This is a genomic window from Xanthobacter albus (assembly GCF_043194895.2).
GTDB lineage: Bacteria > Pseudomonadota > Alphaproteobacteria > Rhizobiales > Xanthobacteraceae > Xanthobacter.
In genome coordinates, this window is the sequence record NZ_CM195532.1 from 1276598 (window position 1) to 1293067 (window position 16470).

At 70.3% G+C, this 16470-nt stretch carries 13 protein-coding genes; 11 read left to right on the top strand and 2 right to left on the bottom strand.

Going from position 1 to position 16470, the window contains the following annotated elements; translation table 11 throughout:
- Window positions 1-272: 272 nt before the first annotated feature.
- Both V5F75_RS05770 and V5F75_RS05775 read right to left on the bottom strand, forming a co-directional pair.
- Window positions 273-746, bottom strand: coding sequence for a VOC family protein (locus V5F75_RS05770; protein WP_394033513.1), 474 nt, complete (start codon window positions 744-746; stop codon window positions 273-275).
- Between the two features lie 71 nt (window positions 747-817).
- A complete protein-coding gene (locus tag V5F75_RS05775; RefSeq protein ID WP_394033654.1) occupies window positions 818-1747 on the bottom strand; it encodes a tyrosine recombinase XerC in 930 nt (309 codons plus the stop codon).
- Between the two features lie 962 nt (window positions 1748-2709).
- Between V5F75_RS05775 and murJ the strand changes: the two genes are divergently transcribed.
- The 11 genes from murJ to V5F75_RS05830 all read left to right on the top strand — a co-directional run bounded on the left by murJ (window position 2710) and on the right by V5F75_RS05830 (window position 16084).
- Complete coding sequence (gene murJ / locus V5F75_RS05780; RefSeq protein ID WP_394033514.1) at window positions 2710-4296, top strand: murein biosynthesis integral membrane protein MurJ; 1587 nt, start codon at window positions 2710-2712, stop codon at window positions 4294-4296.
- Between the two features lie 261 nt (window positions 4297-4557).
- Window positions 4558-5595, top strand: a complete 1038-nt coding sequence (gene trpS, locus V5F75_RS05785) for a tryptophan--tRNA ligase (RefSeq protein ID WP_394033515.1) — start codon at window positions 4558-4560, stop codon at window positions 5593-5595.
- Between the two features lie 487 nt (window positions 5596-6082).
- A complete protein-coding gene (gene ccoN, locus V5F75_RS05790) occupies window positions 6083-7705 on the top strand; it encodes a cytochrome-c oxidase, cbb3-type subunit I (protein ID WP_394033516.1) in 1623 nt (540 codons plus the stop codon).
- A gap of 13 nt (window positions 7706-7718) precedes the next feature.
- Window positions 7719-8465, top strand: coding sequence for a cytochrome-c oxidase, cbb3-type subunit II (gene ccoO, locus V5F75_RS05795; protein WP_394033517.1), 747 nt, complete (start codon window positions 7719-7721; stop codon window positions 8463-8465).
- A 3-nt stretch (window positions 8466-8468) separates the two neighbouring features.
- On the top strand, window positions 8469-8630 hold the full coding sequence (locus V5F75_RS05800; RefSeq protein ID WP_393987926.1) for a cbb3-type cytochrome c oxidase subunit 3: 162 nt from the start codon (window positions 8469-8471) through the stop codon (window positions 8628-8630).
- 4 nt (window positions 8631-8634) lie between these two features.
- The gene (gene ccoP / locus V5F75_RS05805; RefSeq protein ID WP_394033518.1) at window positions 8635-9519 is read left to right on the top strand and encodes a cytochrome-c oxidase, cbb3-type subunit III; all 885 of its coding nucleotides are present in this window, start codon (window positions 8635-8637) and stop codon (window positions 9517-9519) included.
- Window positions 9520-10120: 601 nt separating this feature from the next.
- A complete protein-coding gene (gene ccoG, locus V5F75_RS05810; RefSeq protein ID WP_394033519.1) occupies window positions 10121-11593 on the top strand; it encodes a cytochrome c oxidase accessory protein CcoG in 1473 nt (490 codons plus the stop codon).
- A gap of 149 nt (window positions 11594-11742) precedes the next feature.
- Window positions 11743-12249 carry a FixH family protein gene (locus tag V5F75_RS05815; protein WP_394033520.1) on the top strand — a complete coding sequence of 169 codons (507 nt, stop codon included), beginning with the start codon at window positions 11743-11745 and terminating at the stop codon, window positions 12247-12249.
- 315 nt (window positions 12250-12564) lie between these two features.
- Complete coding sequence (locus V5F75_RS05820; RefSeq protein ID WP_394033521.1) at window positions 12565-14772, top strand: heavy metal translocating P-type ATPase; 2208 nt, start codon at window positions 12565-12567, stop codon at window positions 14770-14772.
- Window positions 14769-14918 (top strand): cbb3-type cytochrome oxidase assembly protein CcoS, encoded by a 150-nt coding sequence (gene ccoS / locus V5F75_RS05825; protein WP_393987921.1) that lies wholly within the window; start codon window positions 14769-14771, stop codon window positions 14916-14918. Before V5F75_RS05820 ends, ccoS begins: the two co-directional genes overlap by 4 nt.
- Window positions 14915-16084: a hypothetical protein gene (locus V5F75_RS05830; RefSeq protein WP_394033522.1), complete on the top strand. Its 1170-nt coding sequence runs from the start codon at window positions 14915-14917 to the stop codon at window positions 16082-16084. Before ccoS ends, V5F75_RS05830 begins: the two co-directional genes overlap by 4 nt.
- Window positions 16085-16470: the final 386 nt, after the last annotated feature.

Here is a 16470-nt window from a genome sequence, read left to right on the forward strand (position 1 = left end):
GTCAGCCGCACGCGGCGGGGCCTCGGCTCGAAGTCCGCATCGCGGGGCGCATACCCGCTTGAGATTCGGGCCGGCCGGGGGAGACCTCGCGCCGGCCCGCTTCGTTTCAGCGGCAGCGCGCAAAAAAAGAGCCCCTCGGGACCAGGGTCCGGAGGGGCTTCAAGGAGGTCACTTGGAGTATCGGCAGGGCCGATCGATAGGGTAAACATGCGGTGCTTCGGCTAATAAATCGTTTCCGCCGAAGCGCTTGCGGGCACCTGCCTCCGGCGGGCTCATTCCGGAGCGTAGGTCACCGCCTCGATGCGCCAGCCGTCTAGGTCCTTGAGGAAGGCGGCGTAATAGGTGTCTCCATATTGGGGCCGCGGGCCCGGGGCGCCGTTGTCGGTGCCGCCGTGGGCGAGGCCGGTGGCGTGGAAGGCGTGCACGGCGGCGCGGTCCGGTGCGTGGAAGCACAGGTGGAAGCCGGGCGGGCAGGCGATGGGGCCGTCCCGCTCCTCCAGCCAGAAGGGCGCGGAGCCCGGCACGCCCTCGGGCGCGGGCAGCATGCCGGGCGGGCCCCAGCAGGCCGAGGCGCCGCTCGGTTCCGCCTCCTGCGCCACCCGCGCGAGGCCCAGCGGCGCCAGCACCGCGTCGTAGAAGGCGGCGGCGCGCGCAAGGTCCACGGTTCCCAGCGACATATGCTCGATGACGGGGCGCACGGGCGTCATGGCGGGGATCGAAAGGGAAGGGGCAAGGGACCGTTCCATGGTGTCTCGTTTTCTTAAAAAGACGTCATATTTCTGTAAAGGAAAATCGCGCGATCGCCGTCCAGATCTCCTCAGGCGCGCGGGTGGGCGGCGCGGTAGGCGGCCATGAGGGCGGTGGCGTCCACCTCCGTATAGATCTGCGTGGTGGCGAGGGAGGCGTGGCCGAGCAGTTCCTGAATGGCGCGCAGGTCGCCGCCCCGCGCCAGCAGGTGCGTGGCGAAGGAGTGGCGCAGCGCATGGGGTGTCGCGGTGTCCGGCAGGCCCAGGGCGCCCCGCATGTGCGCCACCGCGAACTGCACGATCCGCGGCGAGAGCGGTCCGCCCCGCGTGCCCCGGAAGAGGGGCCCCTCGGGTGTCAGCACGTGGGGGCACAGGCGTTTGTATTCGGCAATGGCTGCGGCCACCGGGGCAATGAGCGGCACCATGCGCGTCTTGTTGCCCTTGCCGGTCACAGTGATCTGGTCGGTGCCCGCGGTCACCGCGCCGGCGGAGAGGCCGAGCGCTTCCGAGATGCGCAGGCCGGCGCCGTAGAGCAGCGCGATGACGGCGGCATCGCGGGCCAGCACCCAGGGCTCGCGCTCCTCGCCCGCGCGGGTCGCGGGATCGGAAAGGGCGAGGGCGGCGGACATGGAGACCGGCTTCGGCAGGCTTTTGGGCACCTTGGGCGCGCGCACGGCGGCGAGCGCCCCCACCTTGCCCTGGCCCTCGCGCTCCAGGTGGCGGGCGAAGGAGCGCGCGGCGGCGAGCAGCCGCACCAGCGTGCGCGGCGCCACCCCGTCGGCGCGGCGGGCCGCCAGCACGGCGCGCACGTCCATGGGCTTCAGCGCCGCGAGGGCGGGCAGGCCGGGGCGCTCGCCCAGGTGCAGGGAGAGCTGCCGCAGCACGGTGGCAAGGTCGCGGGCATAGGCTTCCAGGGTCTTCTGCGACAGCCGCCGCTCGTGGGCGAGGCGGGCGAGCCAGGCTTCCGCCGCCGCCGCGACATCGGGCGCCGCGACCGACATCAGCCCGTGGGCGGCGCGTGCAGCGCGGTCTCGATCGGTCATGGCCATGGCGGATGTTCTCCCAGCGCCGCCGCGCGCCTCGCGGCGCCGGCTGCTTCCTGCAGAGGATGGAGCAGCCGAGGTTGCCATTTCGCTCACGCCGAACCGGACGGTGCAAGCCGGCGGTCTCGAATTCGCTCCGGGCGCATGGCGCCTTTCGCTTCCTCCCGAAACCACGAGCCATGCCGGTCGATTTCAGTCGCCCTCCGCGTCACGGGCTGCCCGCCGCCACGTCTGCCGTCTTCCGCTCCGGCCTGCCGGACATGGTGCTGGGCCGGCTGCCGGAGCCGGTCTCCAGCCGGGTGGGCCGCGCCTGCAAGGGCTGTATCGTGGAGACGCCGGCGGAGCATGCCGCCCTCGCGGCGTCTCTCGACCGCTCCGTTCCCTCTCCGGAACGCGGCCGGCGGAACTTGCGGCCCGGCCCCGATGCCCCAGCGCAGCGCCCTCGCGCGGTGCGCCCTTCATCGCGCTCTCGATTCGTGAGTTGATGCGTTTTCTTCACGCGAACCGGTTTCCACCTTGCTCGAAAGCGCTTTACGCGCCGGCGGCGGGCTGGCCGTTCCTCTCCTGTCCGCCTCGCTGCGGGACCGGGAGGGACGGTGGGCGCATCCTGCGCGACCGCTACATCCGGGAAGCACTCCCGCACGAAGCCGAAGCGGGGGCGGAGGCGGAGGCGGAGCGCTTCTCGCCGCCGCTGCCCGGTGCGCCCCTCCTGGCGCAACCGACATAGGGCGGCAGGGCGGGCGCCGGGCCCAGGGGTCAGAAGGGGCGGCGGAACGCAGCATTCCGCATGCCGTGCATCGCGCGTTCTGCGCGGGTGGACCGGATGATCGACGGCATTTCGGCCATCGCCGACGCGCGCGGCGGAGGCGGGCGGGCGGGGCCCCTCGACATCCCGCCCCGGACGCGGCATAGCCCGGGCCATGTCTTCGCCCGCACGGTCCTCGCCGGCCCGCGCCGTTGCCGCGCGCACCTCCATGGTCTCGGCCGCGACCCTGGCCTCGCGGGTGCTCGGCTTTGTGCGCGATGCGGCCACCGCCGCCATCCTCGGCGTGGGGCCGGTGGCGGATGCGCTGACCGCCGCCCTCTCCCTGCCGCTGCTGGCCCGGCGCCTGCTGGCGGAAGGGGCGTTCAACCTCGCCTTCATCCCCGCCTTGGTGAGGGCGGAGGGCGCGGGGCCGCGCGCCGCGCGGGCGCTCGCCGGCGCGACGCTGCTGGTGCTCGGCGGCGTGCTGCTGGCGCTGGCGCTGGCGGCCGCGGCCTTCATGCCGCAGCTCATCCGCCTGCTGGCGCCCGGCTTCGTGCCCGACGGCGACCGGGCGGAGGTCGCCATCCTGTGCGGGCGCGTGGCCGTGCTCTATCTGCCGCTGGCGGGGCTCGCCGCCATCTATGGCGGCATCGCCAACGCCGCCCACAGGGTGCTGCTGGCGGCGCTGGCGCCGCTCGCCGCCAATCTCACCGTGCTCGCCGTCATCTTCATGCTGCTGGCGCGCGGGCTGGTGGCGGGCGACACGGCGGCCTTCGCCATCGCCGCCGCCACGGTGGCCGCCGGCATCAGCCAATGGCTGCTGATGATGGCGGCTGCGCGCGGCTGCCCGGCGCGGCCCGCTTTCGCCCCCGCCGAGGAGGGGAAGGGGGCGCCGCCGCCGTGGCGGGCGGCCTGGGCGGTGCTGCGCGCCGCCTCGCCCGCCTTGCTGTTCGCGGGGCTCAGCCAGTTCCGAATCATCATCGCGGCCGCCTTCGCCTCGGGCTCCGAAGGGGCCGTGGCCGCGCTCAATTACGCCCAGCGCCTGATGGACCTGCCGCTGGGCCTCGTGGGCGCGAGCGCGGGGGCGGTGCTGGTGCCGCTGCTTGCCCGCCAGGCGGCCCTTTCCGCGGCGCGCGACGGCCGCGCGGGCGCCGAGGCGGCCTCGAACGCGGTGCTGGCGGCGCTCGCCTTCGCGCTGCCCGCCGCCGTGGGGCTGGCGGCGCTCGCCCATCCCATCGTGGTGGTGCTGTTCCAGCGTGGGGCGTTCGACGCGCAGGATTCCGCGCTCACGGCCACCCTCCTGGCGGTGCTCGCGCTGGCGCTGCCGGCGCAGGGGCTGGAGCGCATTCTCTCCGCTACCGCCGCCGCATCGGGGCTGGTGCGCGGCGCGGAGCGCATCGCCCTCGGCTCGCTCGCCCTGTGCCTCGCGGCGGCGGCGGTGGCCACGCCGCTCGCGGGGCCGGTGGGGGCGGCGGCTGCGGTCGCGCTCTCCGCCTGGGGGTCTTTCGCGGTCTTCGCCGCGCTGCTGGCGCGGCGCGGTGCGCTCGCCTTCGACCGGCGGGTGGCCGCCACCGGCCTGGGCCTGTTGGCGGCCGCGCTGCTGATGGGCACATGCGTGGCGGCGGCGGAGGCGCGCTGGACACCCGGCGCGGGAGAGCTGGCGCGCGCGGCGCGGCTCGCGGTGCTGGTGGGGCTCGGGGTGGCGGTCTACGGCGGCTGCGCCTTCGGTGTGAAGCGTCTCGTGGGCCGCATGGGGCGCTGAGGGGCCGCCCTCTCTTGCATCGGCGGGGCGGGGGTGGCATGACGCCCCGGTTCCGCATGAGGCCATGGCGCGGCCTTTCGGCCGCGGGCGGCTCCCGCTCGGGCCGGCACCGCCGGCAGCGCCTCTCCGCTTTCGCGCCCGCTTGGCGTTCCCGGCCGGTCCGGGGTCGCGGCGCGTCGGCATGGTTCCATGCGGGAAGGGGCGGGCTCTCCGCCCCTCGATCCGGGACAGCGGGGCGCGCGCGCCCTTCAGGAGTTCGCCATGGCGGCGGTCGCAGAACGTGTCTTTTCCGGCGTGCAGCCCACGGGCAACCTGCACCTCGGCAATTATCTCGGCGCCATCAAGCGCTTCGTGGAGCTGCAGAACAGCCACGAGTGCGTCTATTGCGTGGTGGACCTCCACGCTATCACCGTCTGGCAGGACCCCGAGGAACTGAAGCGCCACACCCGCGAGGTGACGGCCGCCTTCATCGCCTGCGGCATCGACCCCAGGGCGCACATCGTGTTCAACCAGAGTCAGGTTTCCGGCCATGCCGAGCTGGCCTGGATCTTCAACTGCGTCGCCCGCATGGGCTGGCTGAACCGCATGACGCAGTTCAAGGAGAAGGCCGGCAAGGACCGCGAGAACGTTTCCGTGGGCCTGTTCGCCTATCCCACCCTGATGGCCGCCGACATCCTGCTCTACCGCGCCACCCACGTGCCGGTGGGGGAGGACCAGAAGCAGCACCTGGAGCTGACGCGCGACATCGCGCAGAAGTTCAACACCGATTTCGCGCCCTCCATCGCCGCCGGCGGGCACGGGGAGGGCTACTTCCCCCTCACCGAGCCGCTCATCGCCGGGCCGGCTACGCGCGTGATGAGCCTGCGGGACGGGGCGAAGAAGATGTCGAAGTCGGATGCCTCCGATTTCTCGCGCATCAACCTGACCGACGACGCCGACACCATCGCCGGCAAGGTGCGCAAGGCCAAGACCGATCCCGAGCCCCTGCCTTCAGAGGAAGAGGGGCTGAAGGGCCGGCCGGAGGCGGAGAACCTCGTGGGCATCTACGCCGCCCTTTCGGACGGCTCCAAGGCCCAGGTGCTGCGGGATTTCGGCGGCGGGCAGTTCTCCGCCTTCAAGGCGGCGCTGGTGGATCTCGCGGTGGCGAAGCTCGGCCCCATCGGCGCCGAGATGCAGCGCCTGATGGGGGACGTCTCCGCCATCGACGCGATTCTCGCCGACGGGGCGCAGCGCGCCCGCGTCATCGCCGATCAGACCATCCGCGACGTGAAGGACATCGTTGGCATGGTTCGCGCCTGAGCGCGCGCGGGGCGCCCCGATTGGCGCTCCGTGTCGGATATGAGACGCTGGCGCGTCCGCTTCCAGAGGGAGCAGCCGCGCGTGCGCGGTGAGCCGCGCGCCGGCGCCGGGGCTTTCGCCCAAGGTGCCGGCATAACGAGAGTTTCGCAGCCGCGCCGCAGCGCGGGGGCGGGCCGGCGCCGGGCACTGTCCGGCGTGCGGGATGCAGGCCGGTAGGGGGATTTGTCGGCGGGGCGAACGGGCGGCCGTTGCGGAAGGCGTGGAATTTTGCCCGCCAAAAGCGGGGGAAAAGCGTCATTTTGGCGCGACCCGCAGCCGCAGCGCCCACGCGCCGCGCGACATCACGCACCTTTGACCTGTATCAAGGAGAAAATGAGCCTCACGCGCATGGTGCGCTGGAGGCTCCGTAGGTGCAGTGTCACGCCTCGGCGCAAGGGGTTCTGCAATGTCGACAATCCAAGATCCAATCCCGGCCCCGGCGAAGTCCATGCGGTTCGGGGAGGCCGCCCTGCTGGTGGTCTTCGCGGTATTGGCCTTCCTCTCCATCATCGTGGCGGCGAAGGCCTACAGCGCGGCCTATGCCTTCCATGCCTATCTGTTCGCGGCCGGGTCCATCGCCGCGGTGTTCGCCATCGGCAACCGCTACATGGACCGTCCTGCGGGGGACGTGCCGCAGCTCATCGACGGCAAGCCCAACTATAATTTCGGCGTCGTGAGGTTCGGCGTCGTCGCCGCCGTGGTGTGGGGCGTCGCGGGCTTCCTCGCGGGCGACCTCGCGGCCTGGCAGCTCGCCTTCCCGGCGATGAACTTCGACACCTCCTGGCTGTCGTTCGGCCGGCTGCGGCCGCTGCACACCTCGGCGGTGATCTTCGCCTTCGGCGGCAACGTGCTTCTCGCCACCTCCTTCTATGTGGTGCAGCGCACGTCGCATGCCCGCCTCGCGGGTGATCTGGCGCCGTGGTTCGTGATGCTGGGCTACAACTTCTTCATCCTGATCGCCGGTACGGGCTACCTGCTCGGCATCACCCAGTCGAAGGAGTATGCGGAGCCCGAGTGGTACGCCGACCTGTGGCTGACGGTCGTGTGGGTCACCTACCTGCTGGTGTTCGTCGCCACCATCTGGAAGCGCCGCGAGCCCCACATCTACGTGGCGAACTGGTTCTACCTGGCCTTCATCATCACCATCGCGATGTTGCACCTCGGCAACAACGTGACCATCCCGGTGTCCCTCTTCTCGGACAAGTCCTACATCTACTGGTCGGGTGTGCAGGACGCCATGTTCCAGTGGTGGTATGGCCATAACGCGGTGGGCTTCTTCCTGACCGCCGGCTTCCTGGCCATCATGTACTACTTCATCCCCAAGCGGGCGGAGCGGCCGGTCTATTCGTACCGTCTGTCCATCGTCCACTTCTGGGCGCTGATCTTCATCTACATCTGGGCCGGCCCGCACCACCTGCACTACACCGCGCTGCCGGACTGGGCGCAGACCCTGGGCATGACCTTCTCCGTGATCCTCTGGATGCCCTCCTGGGGCGGCATGATCAACGGCCTCATGACCCTCTCGGGCGCGTGGGACAAGCTGCGCACCGACCCGGTGATCCGCATGATGGTGGTGTCCGTGGCCTTCTACGGAATGTCCACCTTCGAAGGCCCGATGATGGCGGTGAAGGCGGTCAATTCGCTCAGCCACTACACCGAATGGACCATCGGCCACGTGCATTCCGGCGCGCTGGGCTGGGTGGCCTACATTTCCTTCGGCGCCATCTACTGCCTCGTGCCGTGGCTGTGGAACAAGCCGCAGATGTATTCCGTGAAGGCCATCGCCTGGCACTTCTGGATCTCCACCCTCGGCATCGTGCTCTACATCTCCTCCATGTGGGTGGCGGGCATCATGCAGGGCCTGATGTGGCGTGCCTACACCAGCCTCGGCTTCCTTGAGTACTCGTTCATCGAGACCGTCGAGGCCGTGCATCCGCTCTACGTCATCCGCGCCACCGGCGGCCTGCTGTTCGTGATCGGCGGCCTGATCATGGCTTGGAACGTGTGGAAGACCATCAACATGCCGCAGGCGGTGGCCGAGCAGAAGCTCGCCCTCGCCCCCGCGGAATGAGGGAGAACGACCCATGGCGTCGCAAGGCACGTCCATCTGGGCCAAGCACCAGATCTTCGAGAAGCACACCTACTGGTTGATGCTGGGGATCCTCTTCGTGATCTCCATCGGCGGTCTGGTGGAGATCGCCCCGCTCTTCTACCTGAAGAGCACCATCGAGACGGTGCAGGGCATGCGGCCCTACACCCCCCTCGAACTGGCGGGGCGCAACATCTACATCCGCGAGGGCTGCTACAACTGCCACTCGCAGATGATCCGCCCCCTGCGTGACGAGGTGGAGCGCTACGGCCACTACTCGCTGGCGGCCGAGAGCATGTACGACCACCCCTTCCAGTGGGGCTCCAAGCGCACCGGCCCGGACCTCGCCCGCGTGGGCGGCAAGTATTCGGACGTGTGGCACCAGGAGCACCTGCACAATCCGCGCTCCGTGGTTCCGGCCTCCATCATGCCGGCCTACCCGTGGCTTTCGCAGAACCGCCTGAACGTCAAGCACATCGCGCAGGACATGAAGGTGCTCTCGTGGGAGGGCGTGCCCTACACCGAGGACATGATCGCCAACGCGCAGGCCGACTTGACCACCCAGGCCACCACCGACGCCGACGCCGAGGGGCTGCAGAAGCGCTACCCGAAGGCCCAGGTCCGCGATTTCGACGGCAACCCCGCCGAGATCACCGAGGCCGATGCCCTCATCGCCTACCTGCAGATGCTAGGCACGCTGGTGGACTTCAAGCTCTACGACAATAAAGCGAACGTGAGGTGAGCCATGTCGGAGACTTACCAGTGGCTGGCCGGCATCGCGCAGACCTGGGGTCTGGTGCTGTTCGTGCTCGCCTTCGTTCTGGTGGTCGTCTACGCCTTCTGGCCCGGCAAGAAGCGGCAGAAGGAAATCGACGACGCCGCAAAGATTCCGCTCAAAGAGGATTGATCCCGTGAGCACCAATCAGAATTCCCATCAGGGCCGGCTCGACCCGGTCACCGGCGTCACCACCACCGGGCACGAGTGGGATGGCATCGAGGAGCTCAACAACCCGCTGCCGCGCTGGTGGCTGTGGGTGTGGTATGCCACGATCCTCTGGTCCATCGCCTACTGGATCATGTTCCCGGCGTGGCCGCTCATCTCCTCCGCCACTCCCGGCGTGCTGGGCTGGAACTCCCGCACCGCCGTGAGCACCCAGCTCGAGGATCTCAGGGCGCTGCGCGCCGAGAGCACCGCCAAGCTGGCCGATGCCTCGCTCCAGCAGATCGAGGACACCCCCGCGCTGCTGACCCTGGCCCGCGCCCAGGGCCGCGTGGCCTTCGCCGACAACTGCGCCCCGTGCCACGGCCAGGGTGGCGGCGGCGCCGTGGGCTTCCCCAACCTGAACGACGACGACTGGCTCTGGGGTGGCAGCCTCGACCAGATCTACCAGACCATCAGCTACGGCATCCGGTCCGGTGACGATCAGGCCCATGTGGGCTCCATGCCGGCCTTCGGCCGCGACGGCATCCTGACCAAGCCCCAGATCTCGGCGGTGGCGAGCTACGTGCGGACCCTCTCGGGCCTGGACAAGTCGTCGCCCCTCTCGGAGCAGGGCAAGGAGGTCTTCATGGCCAACTGCGCCGCCTGCCACGGCGAGGATGGCAAGGGCAACCAGGAGCTGGGCGCTCCGAACCTGACCGACAACATCTGGCTCTATGGCTCCGACAAGGCGACCATCGAGTATGCGGTCACCAACGGTCGCGGCAACGTGATGCCAGCGTGGCACAACCGTCTCGACGCCACCACCATCAAGGTGCTGACGGTGTATGTGCACTCCCTCGGCGGCGGTCGCTGACCAGCCTCCAGGCTCAGGAACGCGAAACCCCGGGCGGACGACGCCCGGGGTTTTGCCTTATGGAGGGGCATCGGGCCGCCGGGGCGCCGTCGATGTCGGCGGCTGGCGTGCCGGCCTCGTCCGGGGCGCTTTCAGCGCGGGCTACGCACGGCCGCCGCTCCAGATGGTCGAGTTCACGCGATTTTTCACGTGCGCCGGTGGCCGCCCCGGTTGAAAATGCTCTCGTGAAGGCGGCATGAAGCGCTGAGTTGATGGCGGCGGGCAAGCGCCGCCCGCCGGGGTGGAGGCGCCAGGGAGGAGGCGCCAGGCGCGCACGTGGCGGACCATGGCTCCCGCCAAAGCACGTGCGGCCGCCTGTTTGGTCGGGGACTTGCGCCGATTGCCGCGCGACGAAATGCCGGTGTGGCCTTTCGACCACATGACAGCGCTCCACATTCTAGAGCATGAATATTTTAACGCTCCCAAAAAGGCGAATGCCCAGGGGGCCGCAAGAACCCCCGATGCGCGCCAACGCTGGCGGGAAGCGGGGGCCCTTCCGCTGGGGCCATTCTCCGCGTCGCCTCGGGTTTTGCGCCCGCGGTCAAATTTCGGCGATCCATCCATGACTGCCCTGACGACCAAGCCTGAATCCCACCCCTCCGGCGACGAGCCCAACATCGCCGGACCGGACGACGATATCCCGCTCTACGAGAGCCGGAAGAAGATCTTCCCACAGGCGGTGCACGGCCGGATCCGCACCATCAAGTGGGCGGTGCTCATCGTCTCCCTCGCCATCTATTACCTGCTGCCCTTCGTGCGGTGGAATCGCGGCCCCGATGCGCCCGATCAGGCGGTGCTGCTCGATCTGCCCGCGCGGCGCTTCTATTTCTTCTTCGTCGAGATCTGGCCGCAGGAATTCTATTACGTCGCCGGCCTGCTGATTCTCGCGGCGCTCATTCTGTTCCTCATGAATGCGGTGGCAGGCCGCGTGTGGTGCGGCTACATGTGCCCGCAGACCGTGTGGACCGACCTGTTCATGGCGGTCGAGCGGCTGGTGGAAGGCGACCGGCGTGAGCGCATCCGCCTCGATGCCGCGCCCTGGAGCGCGGACAAGGTGGTGCGCCGCACACTCAAGCACGCCATCTGGCTGCTGATCGCCTGGTGGACGGGCGGCGCCTGGGTGCTCTACTTCGCGGATGCGCCGACCCTGGTGAAGGAGCTGGTGACCTTCCAGGCGCCGATGGTGGCCTATGCGTCCATCGGCATCCTCACCTTCACCACCTATGCCCTCGCGGGCTTCATGCGAGAGCAGGTGTGTACCTACATGTGCCCCTGGCCCCGCATTCAGGCCGCGCTGACCGACGAATATGCGCTCAACGTCACTTATTGCTACGATCGCGGCGAGCCGCGCGCATCGGTGAAGAAGGCGGCGGCGGCGCGGGCGGCGGGCCAGCCGGCGGGCGACTGCATCGATTGCGGCCAGTGCGTGAATGTCTGTCCCACGGGCGTCGACATCCGGCACGGCTCCCAGCTCGCCTGCATCCAGTGCGGCCTGTGCATCGATGCCTGCAACACCGTGATGAAGAAGATCGGCCGGCCGGGCGAGCTCATCACCTATGAGAGCGAGGCGAACATGGAGGCGCGGCTTGCCGGCAAGCCCTTCGTGCAGCGCCTGATCCGGCCGCGCACGCTGCTCTATGCGGCGCTCATCGTTGGCGTCTGCGGGCTCATGCTCGGCACGCTGGTGAGCCGTTCCACGGAGGGCGTCTCCGCGCTGCATGACCGCAACCCGCTGTTCGTCACCCTCTCGGACGGCTCGGTGCGAAACGCCTACACCGTGCGCCTCACCAACAAGCAGCTCCAGGAGCGCACCTTCGCCCTCTCCATCGACGGCGTGCCCGGCGCACGGCTCGACGTGGTGGGCGACAATGCGGGCAAGCTCGTCATCGGCCCGGACCAGACCCGCGAGCTGCGGGTGCTGGTGACCACCCATGACAAGCTGCCCCCGTCCGCCTCACTTCCGCTCATATTCCAGATTCGGGATGTGGGGACGGGCCGGTCGGCGTCGGTCAACGACCACTTCATCGGCCCCTAGAGCGCGCACCGCGGGCAGCAGGCCCGCGGGCATCGTTCTGGATCGTTGATCCCGAGTGTCTTTCCGGGTGATGGGATGTCCCTTCACCCGGAAATGCCCGGGGGAGGAAATGGCGGCCGCGCGCGGCCCTCGGGGCGATGGAGTGGCGGATGACGGCAGCGGACGGGAACAAGGCAGGCCCCCGGCGGATCACGGGCGGGATGGTGCTGGCGGGCCTGCTGGCCTTCTTCGCCCTGGTGATGACCGTGAACTTCATCATGGCGCGCTATGCCGTCAGCACCTTCGCGGGCCTCGAAACCGAGAGCTCCTACAAGGCGGGCCTGAGCTTCACCAAGGAATCAAACGCGGCCGAGGCGCAGGAGGCTCGCCACTGGAATGTGGAGGCGGACATCCAGTCCCCGGGCGCGAACGCGCGCGAGGTGGTGGTGCGCGCGCTCGACGATGCGGGCCGCCCGCTGTCGAACCTCGATGCGGACGGGCGCTTCGCCCACCCCACCGACGCCCGGCGCGACGTGGTGCTGACGCTCCAGCCCCTGGGCGACGGCCGCTATCGCGCGCGCACCGATGCTGGTCCCGGCCAATGGGACCTGGTCATTGATTTCTCGCAAGGCGGAGACCGCCTGTTCCGGTCCAAGAATCGGGTGCAGCTTCCGTAAGCGGCATTTTTGCGCGCGAACCTGCCGGGTGCAGGGAAACCGATGCGGCGACGAGGCTGCGAGGCGACGGGCCGCGGCACGGCGTCTCACCCTGGAGTACGATGGCGCCTGCAGGCCCTCCACGGCGGCGGGTCCGTCGTACTCACTTCTGTTTGAGGTCGCTGCGGCTGCCGCTGGGGCCGGCTTGCCGCGCCCGCGCCGAGGTGCGATGCAGGTGCGGCATCAGGCTTTCCGCCCGCCGCCCGCGCGCCGGGATGGCGGACCCGAAGCCGGGTGGACGCAAGGTTGACGCGGGGGCTGGCGCCGGGACTGACGATGACTGAGGCGGTCGATTATTCCATCTTCGTGGCCAAGGGTGACGACGGCCTCTCGCAGATGAGCCTCGCCATCGACGGCATCGATTGCGCCGCCTGCATCTCCGACATCGAGAACGGGGTGGGGTCCCTGCCCGGCGTGGTGCGGGCGCGGCTCAATTATTCCACCCATCGGCTGAGTGTCGCCTGGAGCGCGGAGGCGAATGCCTCCGACGTGGTGGGCAAGCTGGAGCAGCTTGGCTATCGCGCCCACCCCTTCGCCGGCCGGGTGGAGGAGGAGGAGGCGCGCCGCGCCCAATGGCTGCTGCGGTGCCTCGGCGTCGCCGGCTTCGCCATGATGAACATCATGCTGCTCTCGGTCTCCGTGTGGTCGGGCAATGTGAGCGACATCACCCCCGAGACGCGGGATTTCTTCCACTGGATCTCGGCGCTCATCGCGCTGCCGGCGGCGGCCTATGCCGGCCAGCCCTTCTTCCAGAGCGCGCTGCGGGCCATCCGCTCGGGCAAGCTGAACATGGATGTGCCGATCACCATCGGCGTCTCGCTGGCGCTGGGCGTCAGCGTGTTCGAGACGGCCATGGGCCGGCCCCACGCCTATTTCGACAGCGCCATCATGCTGCTGTTCTTCCTGCTGGCGGGCCGCTACCTCGACCACGAGGCGCGCCGGCGCACCCGCGCCGTGGCGGGCAACGTCGCCGCCCTGCGCGGCGAGATGGCGCACCGCCTGGATGCGGCGGGTACTCCAATGCTGGTGCCGGTACAGGCGCTGAAGCCGGGGGACCTGATCCTCGTCGCCCCGGGGGAGCGGGTGGGGGCGGACGGCATCGTCGCCTCCGGCAGCTCCAGCGTGGATGAAAGCCTCGTCACGGGCGAAACCGTGCTGCGGGCGCTGGCGGCGGGCGCCACCGTCTACGCCGGCAGCCTCAACGGCGACGGCGCGCTCCAGGTGCGGGTGACGGCCGGCGGCCAGAACACCCTGGTGGACGACGTGCAGCGGCTGCTCGACGGCGCGCTCGCCGCGCGCGGCGCCTATGTGCGCCTCGCCGACCGGGCGGCGCGGCTCTATGCGCCGGTGGTGCACCTCACCGCTCTGCTTTCGCTGACGGGGTGGCTGATCGCGGGGGCGGACCTGCATTTCGCTGTCATGATCGCGGTGGCCGTGCTCATCATCACCTGCCCCTGCGCCCTGGCACTGGCGGTGCCGGCGGTGCAGGTGACCGCGACGGGCCGCCTGTTCCGCGCCGGCCTGCTCATCAATGCCGGCGACCTCCTGGAGCGCCTCGCCACGGTCGACACGGTGGTGTTCGACAAGACCGGCACCCTGACCCTGCCGGAGCCGGCGCTGCGCCTGCCTGCGGGGGCAGATCCGGCGCTGGTGGGCCTCGCCGGCCGCCTTGCCTTGTCGAGCCGCCATCCCCTGTCGCGGGCGGTGGCGGCGCGGGCGGAGGGCGGCGCCCTCGACGACGTGGTGGAAGTGGCGGGCCAGGGCGTACGGGCCGTGGTGGACGGGGTGGAGCTGCGGCTCGGCAGCCTCTCCTTCTGCGATGCGCCGGCGCCGGAGGGCCTGCCCGCAGATGTCTCCCTCATCGCCTTCCGCGCCGGGGCGCGGGTGCTGGTCATCGGCGTGCAGCAGGCCCTGCGGCCGGATGCGGCGGAGGTGGTGACGGCGCTGCGGGCGCGGGGCCTCGACATCCGCATTCTCTCCGGCGACCGGCCGGAGGCGGTGGCTCCCGTCGCGGCCGCTCTCGGCATCACCGAGGTGGCCGCCGGCCTGAAGCCGGCCGACAAGATCGCCGCCCTCGATGCCCTGAAGGCTGCCGGTCACCGGGTGCTGATGGTGGGCGACGGCCTCAACGATGCACCCGCTCTTGCCGCCGCCACGGTTTCCCTCTCTCCCGCCACCGGTGCCGCCGTCACCCAGGCGCATGCGGATGCGGTCTTCCTGGGCCGGCGCCTCGCGCCGGTGCTCGCCACCGTGGACGGAGCCCGCAAGGCCGCGCTGCTTATGCGGCAGAACCTGGGCATCGCCATCGTCTACAACATCATCGCGGTGCCGCTCGCCATCGTCGGCATCGTCACGCCGCTGATCGCCGCGCTCGCCATGTCCGGCTCGTCCATCCTCGTCACCCTCAACGCCTTGCGCGCGGCGCGGCCCGGGCGCAAGGATGGGCAAATCGACGCCACGCAGCTCAAGGAGGCCGTCGCATGAACGTCCTCGTCTTCCTCATTCCGATCGCGCTGTTCCTTGGCCTGCTGGGCCTCGGCGGTTTCCTGTGGAGCCTCAAGAGCGGCCAGTACGAGGACCTCGACGGCGCCGCGCTGCGCATCCTCAACGACGACGATGTGAAGCGATGAGGCAGCAGGCGGCCCAGGCCGAACCACGGGCGGGCATGCTGGTCTGCGTGTGCGACCCGCAGTTCGATCCTCCGGCGAACGACAACGGGCCGAAGGCCATTCCCACCTTCGGCCTCGCGCTCGGCTTCGCCTTCGCGGTCCTGGCGCAGACGGTCGCGTCCGCTGCCCTGCCGCTGGCCGGCGCGCTGCTGGCGCCGAAGACGGGCGCGCTGGCCGGCGCGCTTGGCTCCGCGCCGCTCGCCAATTCGCCGCTTGCGACCTGGCCTTTCGCCGCCATGCTGCTGGGCGCGGCGCTCGCCTCCTTCCCCGCCTCCTTCCTGCGCGATGCCTTCGGCCGGCGCACGGGCTTCGCCCTCGGTGCCTCCCTGGGGCTGGCGGGCGGGGCGCTGCTGGTGGCGGCGCTGCTGCAGCGGCAGTTCGCCTGGGCCTGCCTCGGCGCGCTGTGGCTGGGCATGGCGCAGGGCTTCTCCTTCTTCTACCGCCACGAGGCCGCCGCCGCGAGCGGCCGGCCGGCGGCCGCCACTGCCGGCGTGCTGGCGGGCGGCGTGCTCGCGGCGCTTGCCGGGCCTACCCTGGCCGGGTTCGCGGAAAGCCTTGCGGCGCCCTATTTCCTGGTGGGGGCGGCCGGGCTCGCGGCCCTCGCCCATGCGCTGTCCCTCGGCGTGGCCGTGACGCTGGCGCCCGATCCGCCGCCGGTATTCCGCCCCAAGGCGGAAGCGCCGCTCAAGGCCATCGTGGGCCCCACCGTGCTCGGTGCCCTCGCCTGGTTCGGCATGAGCGCGGTGATGTCCGGCGCGCCGCTGGCGCTCATGGGCTGCGGCATCGGTGAAGCGGCGCTGTTCGGCTTCATCGCCCTGCATGTGGCGGCCATGTATGCCCCGGCGGTGCCGCTCGCCCTGGTGGGAGACCGCGTGCCGCCGCTGGCGCTGGCGGCGGGCGGGCTCGCCGTGGTGGCGCTGGCGGTGCCGCTCCAGCTCTCCGGATCGGCCGAGGCCATCACGGCGGCGCTGCTGGCGGTGGGCGCCGGCTGGTCGGTGGCCACGGTGGGGTGCACGGCGTGGCTCTACCGCGGCGGACGTCCGGGGCGGCTCGCCCTGGCCCTGCACGACGGCACCCTCTTCACCTGCGCCATCCTGGGCGCACTGGCCGGCGGTCTGCTGTTCTGAGCGGCGGCCGCACGTGCGTCTTGGCCGGTCCTCCTGTCGGTCCCCTCGGCGGAACGGCGCGGGCGCGTGGAGCGCGGCGCTCCTTGACGCGGATCCGGCGGAAGTGCGCAGCGGTTCCGCATCCGCAGTCTTGATGAGACAGACACCTGTGCCATCGGCCGGTCTTCGCCCGGTGCCCGATGCGGTTTGCGCAGACGCCGCGCGGGTTTGAGCAACGGCCTATGAGAAAAGCCCATGGGCCTTTGCCAGAGCCGTCTTCGAGCGAAGTGGAAGCCGGTTCGCGTGCAGAAAACGCGTTAACTCAGGAGTGTGGAGGGCTTCGCCGATTCCATGAAACGGGGAAGCCCTCTATGAGAGCGTGTTCGGCGAGCGGTATTCGTTGAACA

Coding starts and splice junctions, on each gene's coding strand:
- V5F75_RS05775 (WP_394033654.1), bottom strand. CDS start 1,747: ATGTCGGTCGCGGCGCCCGATGTCGCGGCGGCGGCGGAAGCCTGGCTC.
- ccoG (WP_394033519.1), top strand. CDS start 10,121: ATGACTGCCCTGACGACCAAGCCTGAATCCCACCCCTCCGGCGACGAG.
- trpS (WP_394033515.1), top strand. CDS start 4,558: ATGGCGGCGGTCGCAGAACGTGTCTTTTCCGGCGTGCAGCCCACGGGC.
- V5F75_RS05770 (WP_394033513.1), bottom strand. CDS start 746: ATGGAACGGTCCCTTGCCCCTTCCCTTTCGATCCCCGCCATGACGCCC.
- ccoN (WP_394033516.1), top strand. CDS start 6,083: ATGCGGTTCGGGGAGGCCGCCCTGCTGGTGGTCTTCGCGGTATTGGCC.
- V5F75_RS05820 (WP_394033521.1), top strand. CDS start 12,565: ATGACTGAGGCGGTCGATTATTCCATCTTCGTGGCCAAGGGTGACGAC.
- V5F75_RS05830 (WP_394033522.1), top strand. CDS start 14,915: ATGAGGCAGCAGGCGGCCCAGGCCGAACCACGGGCGGGCATGCTGGTC.
- V5F75_RS05800 (WP_393987926.1), top strand. CDS start 8,469: ATGTCGGAGACTTACCAGTGGCTGGCCGGCATCGCGCAGACCTGGGGT.
- V5F75_RS05815 (WP_394033520.1), top strand. CDS start 11,743: ATGACGGCAGCGGACGGGAACAAGGCAGGCCCCCGGCGGATCACGGGC.
- ccoS (WP_393987921.1), top strand. CDS start 14,769: ATGAACGTCCTCGTCTTCCTCATTCCGATCGCGCTGTTCCTTGGCCTG.
- ccoO (WP_394033517.1), top strand. CDS start 7,719: ATGGCGTCGCAAGGCACGTCCATCTGGGCCAAGCACCAGATCTTCGAG.
- murJ (WP_394033514.1), top strand. CDS start 2,710: ATGTCTTCGCCCGCACGGTCCTCGCCGGCCCGCGCCGTTGCCGCGCGC.